The organism is Microbacterium sp. MYb54 (assembly GCF_002979515.1).
Classification (GTDB): domain Bacteria; phylum Actinomycetota; class Actinomycetes; order Actinomycetales; family Microbacteriaceae; genus Microbacterium.
In genome coordinates this window covers 108658-125813 of the sequence record NZ_PCPA01000006.1, presented here as the reverse complement: position 1 = coordinate 125813, position 17156 = coordinate 108658, and the positions used below count along the sequence as shown (strand labels likewise).

The 17156-nt window shown below is 66.0% G+C and carries 13 protein-coding genes and 3 tRNA genes; 3 read left to right on the top strand and 13 right to left on the bottom strand.

Features of this window, described 5'->3' with window-relative positions; all coding sequences use genetic code 11:
* Positions 1-11 precede the first annotated feature (11 nt).
* Positions 12-686 (top strand): GntR family transcriptional regulator, encoded by a 675-nt coding sequence (locus CQ040_RS08870; RefSeq protein ID WP_181156771.1) that lies wholly within the window; start codon positions 12-14, stop codon positions 684-686.
* 51 nt (positions 687-737) lie between these two features.
* Positions 738-926, top strand: a complete 189-nt coding sequence (locus tag CQ040_RS08865; RefSeq protein ID WP_105527340.1) for a hypothetical protein — start codon at positions 738-740, stop codon at positions 924-926.
* Positions 927-987: 61 nt separating this feature from the next.
* Here the strand turns inward: CQ040_RS08865 and CQ040_RS08860 are convergent.
* From CQ040_RS08860 to CQ040_RS08810, 11 genes are all read right to left on the bottom strand, one after another.
* Positions 988-1061 (bottom strand) — tRNA-Met (locus tag CQ040_RS08860).
* A 34-nt stretch (positions 1062-1095) separates the two neighbouring features.
* A tRNA-Thr gene (locus CQ040_RS08855) sits at positions 1096-1167 on the bottom strand.
* A 68-nt stretch (positions 1168-1235) separates the two neighbouring features.
* Positions 1236-2300, bottom strand: coding sequence for a M23 family metallopeptidase (locus CQ040_RS08850; RefSeq protein ID WP_258131225.1), 1065 nt, complete (start codon positions 2298-2300; stop codon positions 1236-1238).
* A gap of 316 nt (positions 2301-2616) precedes the next feature.
* The gene (locus CQ040_RS08845) at positions 2617-3411 is read right to left on the bottom strand and encodes an inositol monophosphatase family protein (RefSeq protein ID WP_105527342.1); all 795 of its coding nucleotides are present in this window, start codon (positions 3409-3411) and stop codon (positions 2617-2619) included.
* The gene (locus CQ040_RS08840) at positions 3408-4385 is read right to left on the bottom strand and encodes a hypothetical protein (RefSeq protein ID WP_258131224.1); all 978 of its coding nucleotides are present in this window, start codon (positions 4383-4385) and stop codon (positions 3408-3410) included. The genes CQ040_RS08845 and CQ040_RS08840 overlap by 4 nt, the downstream gene beginning before the upstream one ends.
* 117 nt (positions 4386-4502) lie before the next feature.
* Positions 4503-5303, bottom strand: coding sequence for an enoyl-CoA hydratase/isomerase family protein (locus CQ040_RS08835; protein ID WP_105527343.1), 801 nt, complete (start codon positions 5301-5303; stop codon positions 4503-4505).
* Between the two features lie 44 nt (positions 5304-5347).
* Positions 5348-5839 carry an FBP domain-containing protein gene (locus CQ040_RS08830; RefSeq protein WP_028502221.1) on the bottom strand — a complete coding sequence of 164 codons (492 nt, stop codon included), beginning with the start codon at positions 5837-5839 and terminating at the stop codon, positions 5348-5350.
* Between the two features lie 9 nt (positions 5840-5848).
* Entirely contained in the window at positions 5849-6748 is a 900-nt protein-coding gene (locus CQ040_RS08825) for a bile acid:sodium symporter family protein (protein WP_105527344.1), read from the bottom strand.
* 91 nt (positions 6749-6839) lie between these two features.
* Positions 6840-7469 carry a DUF2510 domain-containing protein gene (locus CQ040_RS08820; RefSeq protein ID WP_105527345.1) on the bottom strand — a complete coding sequence of 210 codons (630 nt, stop codon included), beginning with the start codon at positions 7467-7469 and terminating at the stop codon, positions 6840-6842.
* Positions 7470-7700: 231 nt separating this feature from the next.
* Positions 7701-7785 (bottom strand) — tRNA-Tyr (locus CQ040_RS08815).
* 86 nt (positions 7786-7871) lie between these two features.
* A complete protein-coding gene (locus CQ040_RS08810) occupies positions 7872-8801 on the bottom strand; it encodes a PfkB family carbohydrate kinase (RefSeq protein ID WP_105527346.1) in 930 nt (309 codons plus the stop codon).
* Positions 8802-8887: 86 nt separating this feature from the next.
* Here CQ040_RS08810 and CQ040_RS08805 point away from each other — a divergent pair, with 86 nt between their 5' ends.
* The gene (locus CQ040_RS08805) at positions 8888-9478 is read left to right on the top strand and encodes a hypothetical protein (RefSeq protein WP_105527347.1); all 591 of its coding nucleotides are present in this window, start codon (positions 8888-8890) and stop codon (positions 9476-9478) included.
* A 188-nt stretch (positions 9479-9666) separates the two neighbouring features.
* Here the strand turns inward: CQ040_RS08805 and rpoC are convergent, their stop codons facing one another.
* Together rpoC and CQ040_RS08795 are read right to left on the bottom strand one after the other, a co-directional pair.
* Positions 9667-13542: a DNA-directed RNA polymerase subunit beta' gene (gene rpoC / locus CQ040_RS08800; protein WP_028502217.1), complete on the bottom strand. Its 3876-nt coding sequence runs from the start codon at positions 13540-13542 to the stop codon at positions 9667-9669.
* 79 nt (positions 13543-13621) lie between these two features.
* The gene (locus CQ040_RS08795; protein WP_105527348.1) at positions 13622-17125 is read right to left on the bottom strand and encodes a DNA-directed RNA polymerase subunit beta; all 3504 of its coding nucleotides are present in this window, start codon (positions 17123-17125) and stop codon (positions 13622-13624) included.
* Positions 17126-17156: the final 31 nt, after the last annotated feature.

Genomic DNA, 17156 nt, shown 5'->3' with positions numbered 1-17156 from the left:
CAGGAGGTCGGATGTCTGCACTCGATCAGTTGCCCTCCTTCACGCCCGGAGCCCGCACGATGCTCGGCGACGAGGTGTACGGCTCTCTGCAGCAGTCGATCCTCGACGGCACCTTCCCGCCCGACGCGCGCATCAACGCGGGCGAACTCGCCCGACACTTCGCGGTCTCCCCCACCCCCGTGCGCGAAGCCCTGGCGCGGTTGGAGTCCGACGGCCTGGTCGAGAAGCTCCCGCTCCGCGGCTATCGCACGACAGATCTCCTCGACCGCCGACGCCTCGGTGAGCTGTTCGAACTGCGCCTCCTGCTCGAGCCCGGCACAGCGGCCAGTGCCGCGGAACGCCGCTCAGCGTCCGACGTCGCTGATCTCACGAAAGAGGTCAAGGCAGGCCGTTCGGCCGTCGGCGAAGACGACGCGTACCGACTGCTGTCGCAGCACGATGTGCGTCTGCATGACCTGGTGTTCCGTTCGGCGCAGAACGAGACGGTGCGGCAGGCCTATGCACGCACCCACTGCCACCTGCACACGTTCCGCCTGGCCTACACGGGCGCGTACGTGACGGACACGGTCGATGAACACGCCGCCGTTGCCGAGGCGATCTCCGCCGGCGATGCGAACGCTGCGGCCGACGCCATGCGCACACACATCGAGCACTCTCGCGACCGCCTGATGCGCGTCATCGATTGACACCGGCCGCGCGTCTCGGCGCCCTGCGTTCGTCGTCGTAGTCTCGAACGCATGACCGTCGAGTATCTCGGGACCGTCGTGTCCGCGATGTGGCTGACCGTGGCGATCCTCGCGGGCGGATTCGCTCGGACCCGGAACAGATCCGCATGGGCGTGGTTCCTGCTGACGCTGCTGCTCGGCCCGATCGCGGCTTTCCTCCTCGTCGTGTGGCCTCCGCTCCCCCGGGCTCAGCGCCCGTAGTCGCGCCCCAGCACCTCTCGGATACGACAAAACCCCCGGGAGAACCGGGGGTTTTCATCTGTAGCAGGAGCGGGGCTTGAACCCGCGACCTCACGATTATGAGTCGTGCGCTCTAACCAGCTGAGCTACCCTGCCGCGAGGCATCCGTCCGCGTGAGAAGAATGCTGCGAGCCCCGAGTCAGGATTGAACTGACGACCCCTTCCTTACCATGGAAGTGCTCTACCACTGAGCTATCGGGGCGTGCTGCCCCTCGCGGGGCAACCGTACGAGAATACCATCACAGTGGCGTCCTCATGAAATCGAGCCGGTCAATACGAGGTGCGGCCCGCATTCTCTTTGAGCCACGGCATCGGATCGATGGTCGTTCCGTTGACGATGAGCTCGAAGTGCAAGTGTGCGCCGTAGGAACGGCCGGTGTTTCCGGTCTTGCCGACGATGGTGCCGACCTTCACGGTGTCGCCGGCCTTGACGTTGAGCGAGCCGTACTGCATGTGCGAGTAGTGGCTCGTGATGACCGAACCGTCGATGACGTGATCGATGTAGACGGTCACGCCGTAAGCGCCGCCCTGCTCGGTCGCGATGCGGACCGTGCCGTCGGCGATCGCCTGGATCGGTGCACCGTTGCCCGGCACGAAGTCGATGCCCTCGTGCAGGCGACCGCTTCGCATTCCGTAGCCGTAGCTCATGCCGACACCGACGAGGAACGGCCACTGGATCGCCGCATCGGGATCGTTCGTGAAGATCTCACCGGAGTAGTTGATGCCCTGCTCGGCTGCGACCTCGGCCAGCGAGACCGTGCTGAAGTCATCGGCACGAACGAGCGATTCGCTCTCGACGCCGGAAGGCGCGACGAATGCCTGGATCTCTCCGGCGGCACCGCCCTTGGCCTCGTCAGCGGAGGCCGAAACCAGAGACATGGAGGCGACCGATGTTCCCTGCACGCCGGCGACAGCCTCAGCCGGAAGCGTCATCGACACCGCAAGGAGGCCCGCGAGGCTCATCACGCCGACTGTCGCACCGACGGTCACGACCTTGCGGATGCTGCGCGGACGGCGGGGAGCGACATGCGCGGGCGCTTCGGCCTCTGCGGCATTCGTCGGCTCGGCCGGAACCTGCTCGGAAGCAGTCACGGTCGGGATCGATCCCGTGATGCGGAAGGCACGAGAGGCGCGTTCGAAGGCGTCGGCACCGTCATCGACCGGCGGATCCTGCTGCGGGCTCTGAGCTGATGCGGAAGACCCAGCGGGTTCAGCGACCTCGACGAGCTCCTCGATCGCTACCTCGACGATCCCTTCGACGTTGTCCGCAACGGCGGAAACATCGGCGATGATCGGCTCGGGCGAGGCGATGAAGGGCTCGGCGGGTGCCTCCACGGCAGCTTCGCCGGAGGATTGACGCTGACGGGTGGCGCGTCGCGAAAGAGGGGCGACTGCGGCGAAAGCGATGGCGGACTCTGCGGCAGAGATAGGAGCCGTCGTTCCCGCCGCGGGGGCCTCAGAGGCCGCTATGCGGTGTCGACTGGAACGGCGCGTGGGCGCAGAGGCAGCCTGGGAATTATCGAAGGGCAAAAGGTTTCTCTCGGTCGTGCGTCAAGCTCGGGGGGCGCAAACTTAGACTTTCACCTTCGGGTGGCGAAAGTAACGATCGCATAAACCATACCTTGATCAGTCTGGGAATGCCATGAATCGTTCAGTGTTTCTCGTCGAGGATCGCGACCAGCTGCGCGTGCACATCGGGCCCGCCCGCGATCAGCATCGGACGTGACGAGTCGACGTCGATCCGCGAGACGACACCGCCCGCTTCCTCGACCAGGAGTGCGCCTGCGGCGAAGTCCCAAGGACGCAGACCCCGCTCGAAGTACCCGTCGAGGCGTCCTGCCGCAACGTAGGCGAGGTCGAGCGCCGCGGCGCCCATCCGCCGGAGATCGCGCGCCATCGGCATCACCCGACCCACGGTGGCGAGATCGCCTTCGTGCGTCGCGGGGTCGTAGCCGAAGCCTGTCGCGAGGAGCGCGCCGGCCGGAGTCTCGTCGGTGACCGCGAGGCGATTCCCGTCCGACCACGCCCCGTGACCTCGCGCCGCCGTGAAGATCTCCCCGAGGGCCGGTGCATTCACCGCTCCGGCGAGTGCCTCCCAAGACCGCGGGTCGGGTTCACCACGAACAGCGGCGATGCTCACGTTGTACGCAGGGATGCCATATGCGTAGTTGACGGTGCCGTCGATCGGATCGACGACCCATGTGATCCCGCTGCTGCCGCCCTCAGCACCCGTCTCCTCGCCGAGGAAACCGTCCTCTGACCGTGCGGCGCGCAGGCGTGCACGGATGAGAGCTTCGACCTCTCGGTCGGCATCCGTCACGATGTCAGCGAGAGACGACTTGGTTGCGGCGAGGCGCACGCCTTCCTGCCGACGTGTGCGTGCGAGCTCCCCGGCTTCACGAGCGATCTCGGTGGCGAGCTCACTGAGCTCGAGTGCGAGGCTCACTGCGCGGACTGCTGCGGCGCGGGCGGCGGCGCCGGGAACGCAGGGGGTGATCCCTGCGGGGCTGCCGGCAGTGTGGGGGCAGATGGCGGCACCGGGTGCTCGCCAGGAGCGGCCGGCTGCGCGTATTGCACAGCGGCGGGCTGCGGAACCTCGGGGAACCCCGGGAACGCCGAGGTCGGCGTCTGCGGAAGCGCCTGCTGGGGCGGAGCGACGGTCGGATAGCCCGTGTAGTAGGCGTTCCAGTCGGGGCTCGCATCGGGCAGCGCCGGGAGGGGGGTGATGCCATCGGCGTATGTGGGCCACGACGGCGCCACCGCAGCTCGGTCGGCCGGGGTCTTCTTTCTCGGCGCGAAGAGTGCGTTCAGCAGCGGGATGAGCGTGGTGCCGACGGCTACGAGAATCGTGAGTGCGACCACGATGCGCCAGTACAGCTCGCCGTAGAAGAAGGTGTTCGGGAACGCGAGGAAGAACACGAGCATGCCGACGAGGCCGCCGAGGAACACGATCGTCACGATGTAGATCACCCGCGTGAAGGTGGTGACGTATCGCTGAGCGGCAGGCGTGAACAGGCGCACGTGCACGAGGGCGAGCTGCAGGATGCCGATGACGAGGAGCAGCTGGAAGAAGCGCTCCGCACCGAAGTAGAAGCCGTCTTCGGGGAGCCAGATCTTCACGGCGCCGACGAGGAGCGCGATGATCCAGCTCACCATGCTGGCCAGTTGCAGCCAGTCGGGGCGGTTCGGCGCGAGGCCGGCTTCGAGGATCGCGATACCGGCGAAGGCCGCGAGCAGCAGGATCGTGAGGAAGGCTCGACCGATCAGACCGTCTTGATCTCCGATGAGCACCCAGACGACGCACACGAGTGCCGCGGCGATCAGCGCTCCGATGGCGATCCAGAGGGACCCCCTGATGAGCAGCGACATGTTCTTCTTCTCACCCTGCGTCTGATGCGTGGTGATGTCCGGCTGGGACATGGCGATCCTCTCGTCGAGCGGCGATGCCCTCATCCTGCCACGCGCGCTGCCGGTTACCAGGGCCGCCGCCCCGCCTGGGGAAACCTGCGGCCCCAAACCCTGTCCGGGCAGGAAGAGTCAGCCTGCCTTCTTCGCCGATGCTGCAGCGAAGGCCGCGACTCTGGCCTGCGCATCCGGTGTCTCCAGAGACGCCCCGATCGAGCGCGCCTCTTCGCTCAGCTGCTCGACGAAGGTGCGCTCGGGCTGCGAACGCACCAGGCGCTTGGCCTGCCCGTACGCATCCGCAGCGCCCGCAAGCCAGAAGCGGGCGATCTCCTCGCCGCGTGCCCGTACGAGCGCCGCCTCGGCCGCGGCATCCTCACCTTCGACAGCCTCTGCGACGAGCCCCCACTCCACGGCTTCCGCCGCCGACAGCAGACGGTCCTGCAGCACGAGCTGAAGCGCGCGGCGCTGGCCGACGGCGCGTGCGAGCTGTGCGGAGACAGAGAGATCCGGGGTCAGACCGATGTTCGCGTACAGACTGCCGAGCTTCGACCGCGATCCGACGACGGCATAGTCGCTGGAGAGCAGGACGCCGAGTCCGCCACCGGCCGTGGTGCCGTGCGCGGCCGCGACGACAGGAACAGCCGACTCCGTGAGCGAACGGATCCCGGCGTTGATGACCTCGGCGAGGGCAGTGATCTCCGCACCGGACGCACCCATCGTCGTCGCCATGTCGATCACATCGCCGCCGGCGCAGAAGGCCGGGCCGGCGGCATCGATCAGGATCGCCTTGACGTCCGCTCTCGAGGTCGCCTCCGCCGTGGCATCTCTCCAGGCGTGAGCGAGGTCTGCGTTGAAGGCGTTGAGACGAGCAGGGCGGTTCAGAGTCAGCCTGGCCATCCCCTCTTCGACGGCGAACAGGATGGCATCACTCATGGCTTCTCCTTCGAGCACAGGACGTTCGTCCAGCGTAACCGCGATCAGGCGTCAGCCCAGACCTGCGAGACGAAGCTCTCCATCCGGCGCCGCGTGCCGTCCAGACGAAGATCGGCCTGACCAGGTGCCCTGACTTCGTTCGGCGCGAGCGGGTGCGCCAGGCGCACATTGTCGTGGCAGGAAAGGTCGGCGCACATGTAGGTGCCGAACGAGTCACCTCGTCGACCCGCCTCGCCGGATCGACGTGCGGAGAGGAGCGCGATCTGGTTGCCCGGCTGCATCGTGTGGCAGATGTTGCACATCCCCGATCGACCGCGACCGGGTTCCGTGGCACGCAGCACGATTCCGACCACGCCATCGTCATGCGGGATGAGCACGTAGCCACGGCGACCTGCGCCGGGATCCTGCCAGGCGAAGAAGTCGAGATAGTCCCAGTCCACGAGCAGGAAGTCGTGAGGCATCTCCATGAGCCGCAGTTCGTCGGCATCCGCGTTGACGAACGATGCCCGAACGTCGGCTTCGGTGAGCGGTCGCATCGTTCCAGTCTAGGAACCGGGGGCGGGTGCGGGTGCATTGACGCCCTCAGCGGACTCGTCCGTGCGATCGCGGATCAGGAAGCCGAAGCCGAACGCGATGAAGAACATCAGCACGCCGTACACGGCCGCAGGCAGACTCAGCTCCACCGAACCGAGGACCGACTGTGCGATCACGATCGCCAGTGTGGCGTTGTGGATACCGATCTCGAATGACGTCGCGATCGCCTGCCGCTTCCCGACCCGGAGCATCCGCGGCACGAGGAAGCCGATGGCGAGGCTGATCAGGCAGAACAGCACGGTGATGAGAGCGAGCTGCGTGAAGTTGGCGACCAGCAGGGTCCAGTTCGAGGCGACGGCGCCCGCGATCACGACTATCAGGATCACGACGGAGGCGATCCGCACCGGCTTGTCCATGCCGGCCGCGAATCTCGGCCAGAAGCGTCGCACGATCATGCCGAGCGCCACCGGCAGGAGCACGATCGCGAACACCTCGAGGGCCTTCGACCATTGCAGCCCCAGACGGTTGTCGAACGGCTCGAAGTAGGCGATCGCGAAGTTGGTGATCACCGGGAGCGTGATCACGGCGATGACCGAGTTCACCGCGGTGAGCGAGATGTTGAGGGCGATGTCGCCGCGGAACAGGTGGCTGTACAGGTTGGCGGTCGTGCCGCCGGGAGACGCGGCGAGCATCATCATGCCGACCGCGAGGATCGGCGGGAGCTGGAAGGCGAGCACGAGGCCGAAGCAGATCGCCGGCAGGACGATGAGCTGGCAGAGCAGCGCGATGATCACCGCCTTCGGCTGCTTCAGCACCCTCGCGAAGTCGGCGAGCGTGAGGCTGAGCCCGAGCCCGAGCATGATGATCCCGAGAGCGACGGGCAGTCCGATGGTGGTCAACGCTGATCCCATGGGACTCAGTGTGGCGGATGGAGGGCCCCGGTGTCACGGGATCCCCAGGTATCGCGGCTGCGCCCCGCTCTGTCAGTTCATCTCGGTGCGATCATCGCGGCGGGATCATCGAGAAGACGGTCTCGAACATCTGGCTCACGAAGACGGACACCCAGACGGTCAGCGCGATGAGGGTCACGACCTGGATCGCGATGGTCACGATGAGCGGCGCCGAGCCTCGCCCTCCCCGTCGACGGATCACGACGTGGCGACCGATCACGTAGACGAGCGGCGAAAGGAACGTCCACGCCCAGTGGAAGGGACGAACGAAACCCCGCGCCTTGAGATCACGGACGTCGAGAGCGGCGAACCAGGCCGAGAGCCCGTAGATCGCCCAGCCCAGCAGCAGCAGAACCAGGTACCACGGGGTGAGGAACATCCCGAACTCTGCGGCGATGAACCTCTCCACGTCCAGAGACGTCGAGCCGTCGAGCGGAATGAGCGCGAGCATGTCGAACATCCCCCGCTGCATCTGTGCCAGGTAGCCGATGGCGGCGATCGTGCTGAGCAGCGGCAGCAAGACGATGAGCCACACCCAGACCGTGCTCGAGCTCGTGCCCGGCGATACCTGTGGCGGCTCCGGCGACGTCGCGGGGACAGGAGCCCCATCCACCCATCGGTAGCCATCCCACCAGCGGGTCGCGCCGGCGTCGTCGACGTACCACCCGGCAGGCGCACTCATCGTCGGCTTTCGGGGCCGACATCGGTAGGGATCGCGTAGAGCATGGGTCCACCCTATTCACCGCGTCAACCGTTCCGGCGCCGGCGTGATCGCCAAGGCCAATACCAAGGCTGGAACCGAAGCGGGCGTCGGGCCGCCGTCGGCCTGAACGTCGGTCGAGACGCCGCAGAGACGAAGGAAGGCCCCCGCGTGATCGCGTGGGCCTTCAGTTTCCGCAGTGCTTCGCGGAAGTGGTGGCGAGTGAGGGATTCGAACCCCCGAATGCTGAGCAGTCTGATTTACAGTCAGATCCCTTTGGCCGCTTGGGTAACTCGCCAGAGCGCACCCGTCCGACTTGAACAGCCAACCGGGGGCACGATAGACAAGCATACCTGTCCGAGGCAGGTGCAAGAAATCGAACAGTCAGCTGCCGTTCACGCCGCGCCCGGCATCGGCCAACGACTCGGGTGTGCGCAGCAGACCGCCCTCAGCACGACACGTCGCAGCGGCAACATCCATGGCTCGCAGCAGCAGCGTGCGCCACTCCCCCAGCTCGGTCGGCGACTCAGAGACCAGGCCTTCCGCAACCGCGGCGAGTGTCGCGTCTCCCGCCCCGACCGTGTCGATCACGGCTCCGTCGAGTTGCGAGATCGGCGCGGAGGCGACGCCGTCCTTCGTGTCTATGGTTGCGCCCTCGGCACCGGCCGTCGCCAACACCGCAGCGGCGCCGAGTCCGCGAAGGCGCAGGCGCAGGGCATCGAGATCACCGTCGTAGAGGATCGCCGCGTCATCCGCTCCGACCTTGACGATGGCCGCCGAGGCAGCGAGCCGCTCGAACCCGCGGACGAACTCTTCGCGATCGCTCAGCATCCCGGTGCGCGGGTTGGGGTCGACCGCCACGCGCGCATCGCCCAGGGCCTCGACCAGTGCGTCGACCTCGGCCGGAACGTCGAAGGGGAAGCAGCTGATCGCGACGAGCCCGGCCGCGGCGATCGCCTCTCTGGCCTCGTCGGAGTACCGGATGCTGCGCTTCTGCGCGGCCTCGTTGAAGACGTACTGGGGCTCGCCGTTCGCCGCCCGCTGCACGATGGCCCGTGAGGACCCTCGCGGGGCATCACTCGAGATCAGGCGCACGCCGTGGTCGGACAGGTACTCGCGGATGTGCGCCCCGGCCTCGTCGTCACCGACCATCGCGATCAAAGTCGTCCCGACCCCCAGTCGGCGCAGACCGACAGCGACATTCAGCGCCGCACCGCCGACGAGCTCGCGCACACCGGAATCGTCACGGATCTCATCGATCAAGGCGTCGCCGATCACGACCACGGAACCGGCAGAAGTAGTCTCGTTGCTCACTCGCTGACACTACCGCGCCCGGCAACCGCCGCGGCGGCACCGCGATCCTCCCGCACACTGTTGCGCCTGAGCACTACGGTGTGGCTATGAAAGCTCGACTCACCGGCGCTGCTGCGGCTCTCATCATCCTCGCTGCCCTGACGGCCTGCACTCCGCAGTCAGACGCCGGCGGTGATCCCGCTCCGAGTCCTACAGGAAGCGCGACCTCCAGCGCCGAGCCGACCGATACGCCATCGCCCTCCGCGAGCCCGACCAGCGCTCCGGTCGCGCTCCCGACGGACTGCCGCGCGATCCTGTCGGAAGCCGTCCTCGCCGAGCTCGGCGACACCCCACTCAACGACGCTGCTTTCGGCCCGTCCGGCGTCGCTGCCGATGGGTCGCTCACCTGCAACTGGGCCGACCCTCGCGCCGACACCACGAGACTCACGACGAAGATCTCTCACATGAACCGCGGCCCCGCACTCGACATGCTCAACGCGTTGGCCACCACCGAGGGCTTCTCCTGCTTCACCCCCGATGGCGGCACCCGCTGCGAGAAGACCTGGCCGAACGAGCAGTACCCGGTGACCGACGGCCGCACCTTGTTCTGGCGTGACGACGTGCTCATCGACACGCGCTACTCGAACCTCGCCCCCGCCGGCTACACCTCCAGCATCGTGGAGCACATCTTCGACTGACGCCCGGCGCGGTTCCCTCGTCGAGTGAACGTCGAGTGCACCGCTTCTCGCCGAGTGCACGGCTTGGCGGCGCACGTAACCCGTGCACTCGGCGGCTTCCCGTGCACTCGCGCCACTTCCAACGCACGCGGGCACGAAGAAGGCCCCAGGCGAATCGCCTGGGGCCTTCTCAGTCACTCAGTACTCAATCAGTTGTAAGTACCGGGGGTGATGTCGTCCGTCGAGAACGCGTCGAAGTCGACGTAGCCGAAGTCGCCGTCAGCGTACGCGCCGTCGGATGCGAAGATCCGGTTCGGGTAGCGCTCGCTCTTGGCTTCCTCGGTGGCCTCGACCGTGACGTCGCGGTACTTCGAGAGACCGGTTCCGGCGGGGATGAGCTTACCGATGATGACGTTCTCCTTGAGACCGACCAGCGGGTCACGCTTGCCCTGCATCGCAGCCTCGGTGAGCACGCGGGTCGTCTCCTGGAAGGAGGCGGCCGACAGCCACGACTCGGTCGCGAGCGACGCCTTCGTGATACCCATCAGCTCCGGTCGGCCGGACGCGGGGCGCTTGCCCTCTGCCACGGTCTCGCGGTTGATCGACTGGTAGCGCTTGAGGTCGACCATCTCACCCGGCAGCAGGTTCGTGTCGGCGTGATCGACGACCGTGACCTTGCGGAGCATCTGACGGACGATGACCTCGATGTGCTTGTCGTGGATCGGCACACCCTGCGAGCGGTACACGCCCTGGACGCCGCCGACGAGGTAACGCTGCACCTCGCGAGCACCCATGACGCGCATGATCTCCTTGGGGTCGAGCGTGCCCACCAGGATCGGCTGACCGACCGTGACGTGCTGGCCGTCCTCGACGAGAAGCGTCGCACGCTTCAGCACCGGGTAGATGACGGGCTCGTCACCGCTGTCGGGCGTCAGGATGACCTTCTTGCCCTTGTCGGTCTCGTCGATCGCGATGCGGCCATCGGCCTCGGCGATCGGCGACGCACCCTTGGGGGTACGCGCCTCGAAGAGCTCCTGCACGCGGGGAAGGCCCTGCGTGATGTCATCCGCCGATGCCGAACCACCCGTGTGGAAGGTACGCATCGTCAGCTGGGTACCGGGCTCACCGATCGACTGGGCCGCGATGATGCCGACGGCCTCGCCGATGTCGACGGTCTTGCCGGTCGCGAGCGAACGGCCGTAGCACTGCGCGCAGACACCGACGGCGGAGTCGCAGGTCAGGACCGAGCGCACCTTGATGCTCTCGACACCCAGACCGACGAGCTTGTCGATCAGCACGTCACCCACGTCGTCACCGGCCGAGGCGAGAACCTCGCCCGACTCGCTCACGACGTCGGAGGCCAGCGTACGAGCGAACACCGAGTTCTCGACGTTCGCGTCGCGCACGAGCTCACCCTGCGAGTTCGGAGCGGCGATCGGGAGCTCGAGGCCCTTCGACGTGCCACAGTCCTCTTCGCGGATGATGACGTCCTGCGAGACATCCACCAGACGACGGGTCAGGTAACCCGAGTCGGCGGTACGCAGAGCGGTGTCGGCCAGACCCTTACGGGTACCGTGCGTCGCGATGAAGTACTCCGCAACCGACAGACCCTCGCGGTACGAGGAGATGATCGGACGCGGGATGATCTCACCCTTGGGGTTGTTCACGAGCCCTCGCATACCGGCGATGTTCCGGATCTGCAGCCAGTTACCACGAGCACCGGAGGACACCATGCGGTTGATGGTGTTGTCCTCGGGGAAGTTCGCCTTCATGGCGGCCTGAACCTCGTCGGTTGCCTCGGTCCAGATCTTGATGAGCTCCTGGCGACGCTCCGAGTCGGTCGTCAGACCCTTCTCGTACTGCGACTGGACCTTCGCGGCCTGCTTCTCGTAGCCGGCGACGATCTCCGCCTTGTTCGGCGGGGTCAGGATGTCGCTCAGGGCGACGGTCACACCGGAGCGCGTTGCCCAGTAGAAACCGGCGTCCTTGATGCGGTCCAGCGACGCAGCCGTCTCGACCTTGGGGTACTCCTCGGCCAGCTTGTTGACGATCTGCGACAGCTTGTTCTTGTCAGCCTGCTCGCGGACGAACGGGTAGCCCTTGGGCAGCGTGTCGTTGAAGATCGCCTGACCCAGCGAGGCATCGACCAGACCGTGGCGCTCGTAGCCCTCGGGAGCTTCGCCCTCGAGGAACGTCAGACCGGGGATGCGGATGCGGATCTTCGCCTGCAGGTCGAGGGTGCCCTCGTCCTTGGCCAGGATCGCCTCGCCCACCGAACCGAACGCGCGGCCCTCACCGGCTGCCCCCGCCTTGACCGTGGTCAGGTGGTGGAGACCGATGATCATGTCCTGCGAAGGCAGGGTGACCGGACGACCGTCAGACGGCTTCAGGATGTTGTTCGACGCGAGCATCAGCACGCGGGCCTCGGCCTGAGCCTCGACCGACAGCGGCAGGTGCACAGCCATCTGGTCACCGTCGAAGTCGGCGTTGAACGCCGCGCAGACGAGCGGGTGCAGCTGGATGGCCTTGCCCTCGACGAGCTGAGGCTCGAACGCCTGGATACCCAGACGGTGCAGGGTGGGTGCACGGTTGAGCAGCACCGGACGCTCGCGGATGATCTCCTCGAGCACGTCCCAGACCTCGGGACGGGTGCGCTCGACGGCGCGCTTGGCAGCCTTGATGTTCTGCGAGTGACCGAGGTCGATCAGGCGCTTGATGACGAACGGCTTGAAGAGCTCCAGAGCCATCTGCTTGGGCAGACCACACTGGTGCAGCTTCAGCTGCGGTCCGACGATGATGACCGAACGGCCCGAGTAGTCGACACGCTTGCCGAGCAGGTTCTGGCGGAAACGACCCTGCTTACCCTTCAGCATGTCGCTGAGGGACTTCAGGGCACGGTTGCCGGTACCGGTGACGGGGCGACCACGGCGACCGTTGTCGAACAGTGCGTCGACGGCCTCCTGCAGCATGCGCTTCTCGTTGTTGACGATGATCTCGGGGGCACCGAGGTCGATCAGACGACGAAGACGGTTGTTGCGGTTGATCACACGGCGGTACAGGTCGTTCAGGTCGGAGGTCGCGAAGCGGCCACCGTCGAGCTGGACCATCGGGCGCAGCTCCGGCGGGATCACCGGGACGACGTCGAGGACCATCGCGGCCGGGCTCATACCGGTCTCGAGGAACGAGCTGACGACCTTGAGGCGCTTGATCGCACGGATCTTGCGCTGGCCCTTGCCCTCGGAGATCTGCAGACGCAGGTTCTCCGCCTCGGCGACGAGGTCGAACGCCGCGAGGCGACGCTGGATCGACTCGGCGCCCATGTAGGCCTCGAAGTACTGACCGAAACGGTCCTGCAGCTCGTGGAAGACGTCGTCCTCCGGGCGGAGTGCGCCGACCTCGAGCGTGCGGAAGTCTTCCCACACGCGCTCGAGCTTGGCGATCTGCTCGTCGGCACCCTTGCGGATGAGGGACATCTCCTTCTCGGCGGCGTCCTTCACCTTCTTCTTGACGTCGGCCTTGGCGCCCTCTGCCTCGAGAGCAGCGAGCTCCTCCTCCAGCTTGGCCAGGCGCTCCGCGATCTTGGAATCGCGGCGGTCGCCGAGCGTCTTCAGCTCGAGACGGACGTTGTTCTCCTGCGTACCCAGGTCGCGGTGACGAGCATCCTCATCGACCGAGATGACCATGTAGGCGGCGAAGTAGATGACCTTCTCGAGGTCCTTCGGCGCCATGTCGAGCAGGTAGCCCAGACGCGAGGGCACGCCCTTGAAGTACCAGATGTGGGTGACGGGAGCGGCGAGCTCGATGTGACCCATGCGCTCACGACGGACGGAGCTCTTGGTGACCTCCACGCCGCAGCGCTCGCAGACGATGCCCTTGAAGCGGACACGCTTGTACTTGCCGCAGGCGCACTCCCAGTCGCGGGACGGGCCGAAGATCTGCTCTCCGAAGAGACCATCCTTCTCCGGCTTCAGGGTGCGGTAGTTGATGGTTTCGGGCTTCTTGACCTCACCGTACGACCACGCGCGGATGTGGTCCGCGGTGGCCAGGCCGATGCGAAGCTCATCGAAAGTGTTTGACTCGAGCACTGATTCTCCTGTGTCGGAATTCTTTTTGAGAAGTCTGCTTCAGTGTGCTCGGGAGTTGCCTCCCGAGCACACCAGCGGATTAGATCTCGTCGATCGAGGCGGCCTCGAAGCGGCTGGAGATGTTGATACCGAGCTCTTCTGCGGCGCGGAACGCCTCGTCGTCGGTGTCGCGGAGGTTGACCAGCGTGCCATCGGCCGAGAGGACCTCGACGTTCAGGCAGAGCGACTGCATCTCCTTCATGAGCACCTTGAAGGACTCGGGGATGCCGGGCTCCTGGATGTTCTCGCCCTTGACGATCGCCTCGTACACCTTGACGCGGCCGAGGATGTCGTCGGACTTGATCGTGAGGAGCTCCTGGAGCGCGTATGCGGCGCCGTAGGCCTCGAGGGCCCACACCTCCATCTCACCGAAGCGCTGTCCACCGAACTGCGCCTTACCACCGAGCGGCTGCTGGGTGATCATCGAGTACGGACCCGTGGAACGTGCGTGGATCTTGTCGTCGACCAGGTGGTGCAGCTTCAGGATGTACATGTAGCCGACCGAGATCGGAGCCGGGAACGGCTCGCCGGAGCGGCCGTCGAACATCTGGGCCTTTCCGGTGGAGTCGATCAGACGGACACCGTCGCGGGTCGGGGTGGTCACGTCGAGGAGACCGGCGATCTCCTCCTCGCTCGCACCGTCGAACACCGGGGTGGCGACCTTCGTACCGGGAGCCGCCTCGAAGGCCTGCTCCGGCAGACGAGAAGCCCACTCCGGGGTGCCCTCGACCTTCCAGCCCTGCTTCGCGATCCACCCGAGGTGGGTCTCGAGGACCTGGCCGAAGTTCATTCGACCCGGGATGCCGAGCGGGTTCAGGACGATGTCGACCGGGGTGCCGTCTGCCATGAACGGCATGTCCTCGATCGGGAGGATCTTCGCGATGACACCCTTGTTGCCGTGACGGCCGGCGAGCTTGTCACCCTCGGTGATCTTGCGCTTCTGGGCGATGTAGACCACGACGCGGCGGTTGACGCCGGAGCCGAGCTCGTCATCGCCGTCTTCGGCGTTGAACTCCTTGACCGCGATGATCGTGCCCTGCTCGCCGTGAGGCACCTTCAGGGACGTGTCGCGAACCTCGCGGCTCTTCTCGTTGAAGATCGCGCGGAGCAGACGCTCCTCGGCCGACAGCTCGGTCTCGCCCTTCGGCGTGACCTTGCCGACGAGGATGTCGCCGGGGCGGACCTCGGCACCGATGCGGATGATGCCGCGCTCGTCGAGGTCCTTCAGCAGCTCCGGGCTGACGTTGGGGAGGTCACGGGTGATCTCCTCCTTGCCGAGCTTGGTGTCGCGGGCGTCGACCTCGTACTCCTCGATGTGGATCGAGGAGAGGGTGTCGTCCTTCACCAGGTCCTGGCTCAGGATGATCGCGTCCTCGAAGTTGTAGCCCTCCCACGTCATGAAGGCGACGAGGAGGTTCTTTCCGAGGGCCAGCTCACCGTTCTCGGTGGCGGGGCCATCGGCGATGACCTCTCCGACCTCGACGCGCTCACCGGCGTTGACGACGACCTTCTGGTTGTAAGACGTGCCCTGGTTGGAGCGGTCGAACTTGCGCAGGTGGTATTCCTGCGTTCCACCCTCGTCGAGCATGACGACGACGCGGTCTGCGGAGACCTCGGAGACGACACCGGGCTTCTCGGCCGTGAGCACGTCACCGGCGTCGATGGCCGTGTAGCCCTCCATACCGGTTCCGACGAGCGGCGAGTCGCTGCGCAGCAGCGGCACAGCCTGACGCTGCATGTTGGCACCCATGAGGGCGCGCTGTGCATCGTCGTGCTCGAGGAAGGGCACGAGCGAAGTCGCGACCGACACCATCTGGCGCGGGGAGACGTCGATGTAGCCGATGTCCTCCGGCAGGAACATGTCGACCTCGCCGCTGCCGCCCTTGGGGCGGGCCAGGACGTGGCTCTCGATGAAGCGACCCTTGGCATCGAGCGGGGCGTTGGCCTGCGCGATGTTGAAGTCGACCTCTTCGGAAGCCGTGAGGTAGTCGATGTGCTCGGTGACGACGCCGCCGGTGACCTTGCGGTACGGGGTCTCGATGAAGCCGAACGAGTTGATGCGCGCGAAGGTCGCGAGAGCACCGATCAGACCGATGTTCGGGCCTTCAGGAGTCTCGATCGGGCACATGCGGCCGTAGTGCGACGGGTGGACGTCACGGACCTCGACGCCGGCGCGGTCACGTGAGAGACCACCGGGTCCGAGCGCGGACAGACGACGCTTGTTCGTCAGACCAGCGAGCGGGTTGTTCTGGTCCATGAACTGCGACAGCTGCGACGTTCCGAAGAACTCCTTGATCGCGGCGACGACGGGGCGCACGTTGATCAGGGTCTGCGGCGTGATCGCCTCGATGTCCTGCGTGGTCATGCGCTCGCGGACGACGCGCTCCATGCGGGACAGACCGGTGCGGACCTGGTTCTGGATCAGCTCGCCCACCGCGCGGATGCGACGGTTGCCGAAGTTGTCGATGTCGTCGGTCGCGAGACGGATCTCGGCCTTCTTGCCACCGCGGATGCCGCTGAAGGTCTCCTCGGTGCCGGCGTGCAGACGCACCAGGTACTTGATCGTGGCCACGATGTCCTCGACGGTCAGGACCGACGAGGACATCGGCTGGTCAAGGCCCAGCTTCTGGTTGATCTTGTAACGACCCACCTTGGCCAGGTCGTAGCGCTTCGGGTTGAAGTAGAAGTTGTCCAGCAGCGCACGGGCGGCCTCGGCAGCGACCTGCTCGCCCGGACGGAGCTTGCGGTAGATGTCGCGGAGCGCATCTTCCTTCGTGACGATCGTGTCCTTCGCGAGCGTCTCCTCGATCGAGGTGTAGCCGGCGAACTCGGCGAGGATCTCCTCGCTGGTCATGCCCAGCGCCTTGAGGAAGACCGTGACCGACTGCTTGCGCTTGCGGTCGACGCGCACGCCGACCTGGTCGCGCTTGTCGATCTCGAACTCGAGCCATGCACCACGGCTCGGGATGACGCGCGCCGACACGATGTCCTTGTCGGACGTCTTGTCGGGGGTCTTGTCGAAGTAGACACCCGGCGAGCGCACCAGCTGCGAGACGACGACGCGCTCGGAGCCGTTGATGATGAACGTGCCCTTGCCCGTCTGGAGCGGGAAGTCGCCCATGAAGACCGTCTGGGTCTTGATCTCACCCGTGAGGTGGTTCATGAACTCGGCCTCGACGTACAGCGGAGCGGCGTAGGTCTTGCCACGCTCCTTGCACTCCTCGATCGAGTACTTCTCCGGCTCGAGGTACGGGTTCGTGAACGAGAGCTGCATCGTCTCGCCGAGGTCTTCGATCGGAGAGATCTCCTCGAAGATCTCGCCGAGACCGCTGTTCTCGTTGACGTCGGTGCGACCGGCCTTCTTAGCCTCGGCGACGCGCGCCTTCCAGTCGTCGTTACCGACGAGCCAACCGAAAGACTCGGTCTGCAGGGCGAGAAGGTCTGGGACAGTCAGCGTGTCGGAGATCTTGGCGAACGAAAGACGGGAAGCTCCGCGTCCGTTCTTGGTGGTGGTGGATGTGGATGCGTTGCGAGCAGCAGCCAAGGGAATAACCTCCGTGAGCCCCGCAGGGCTT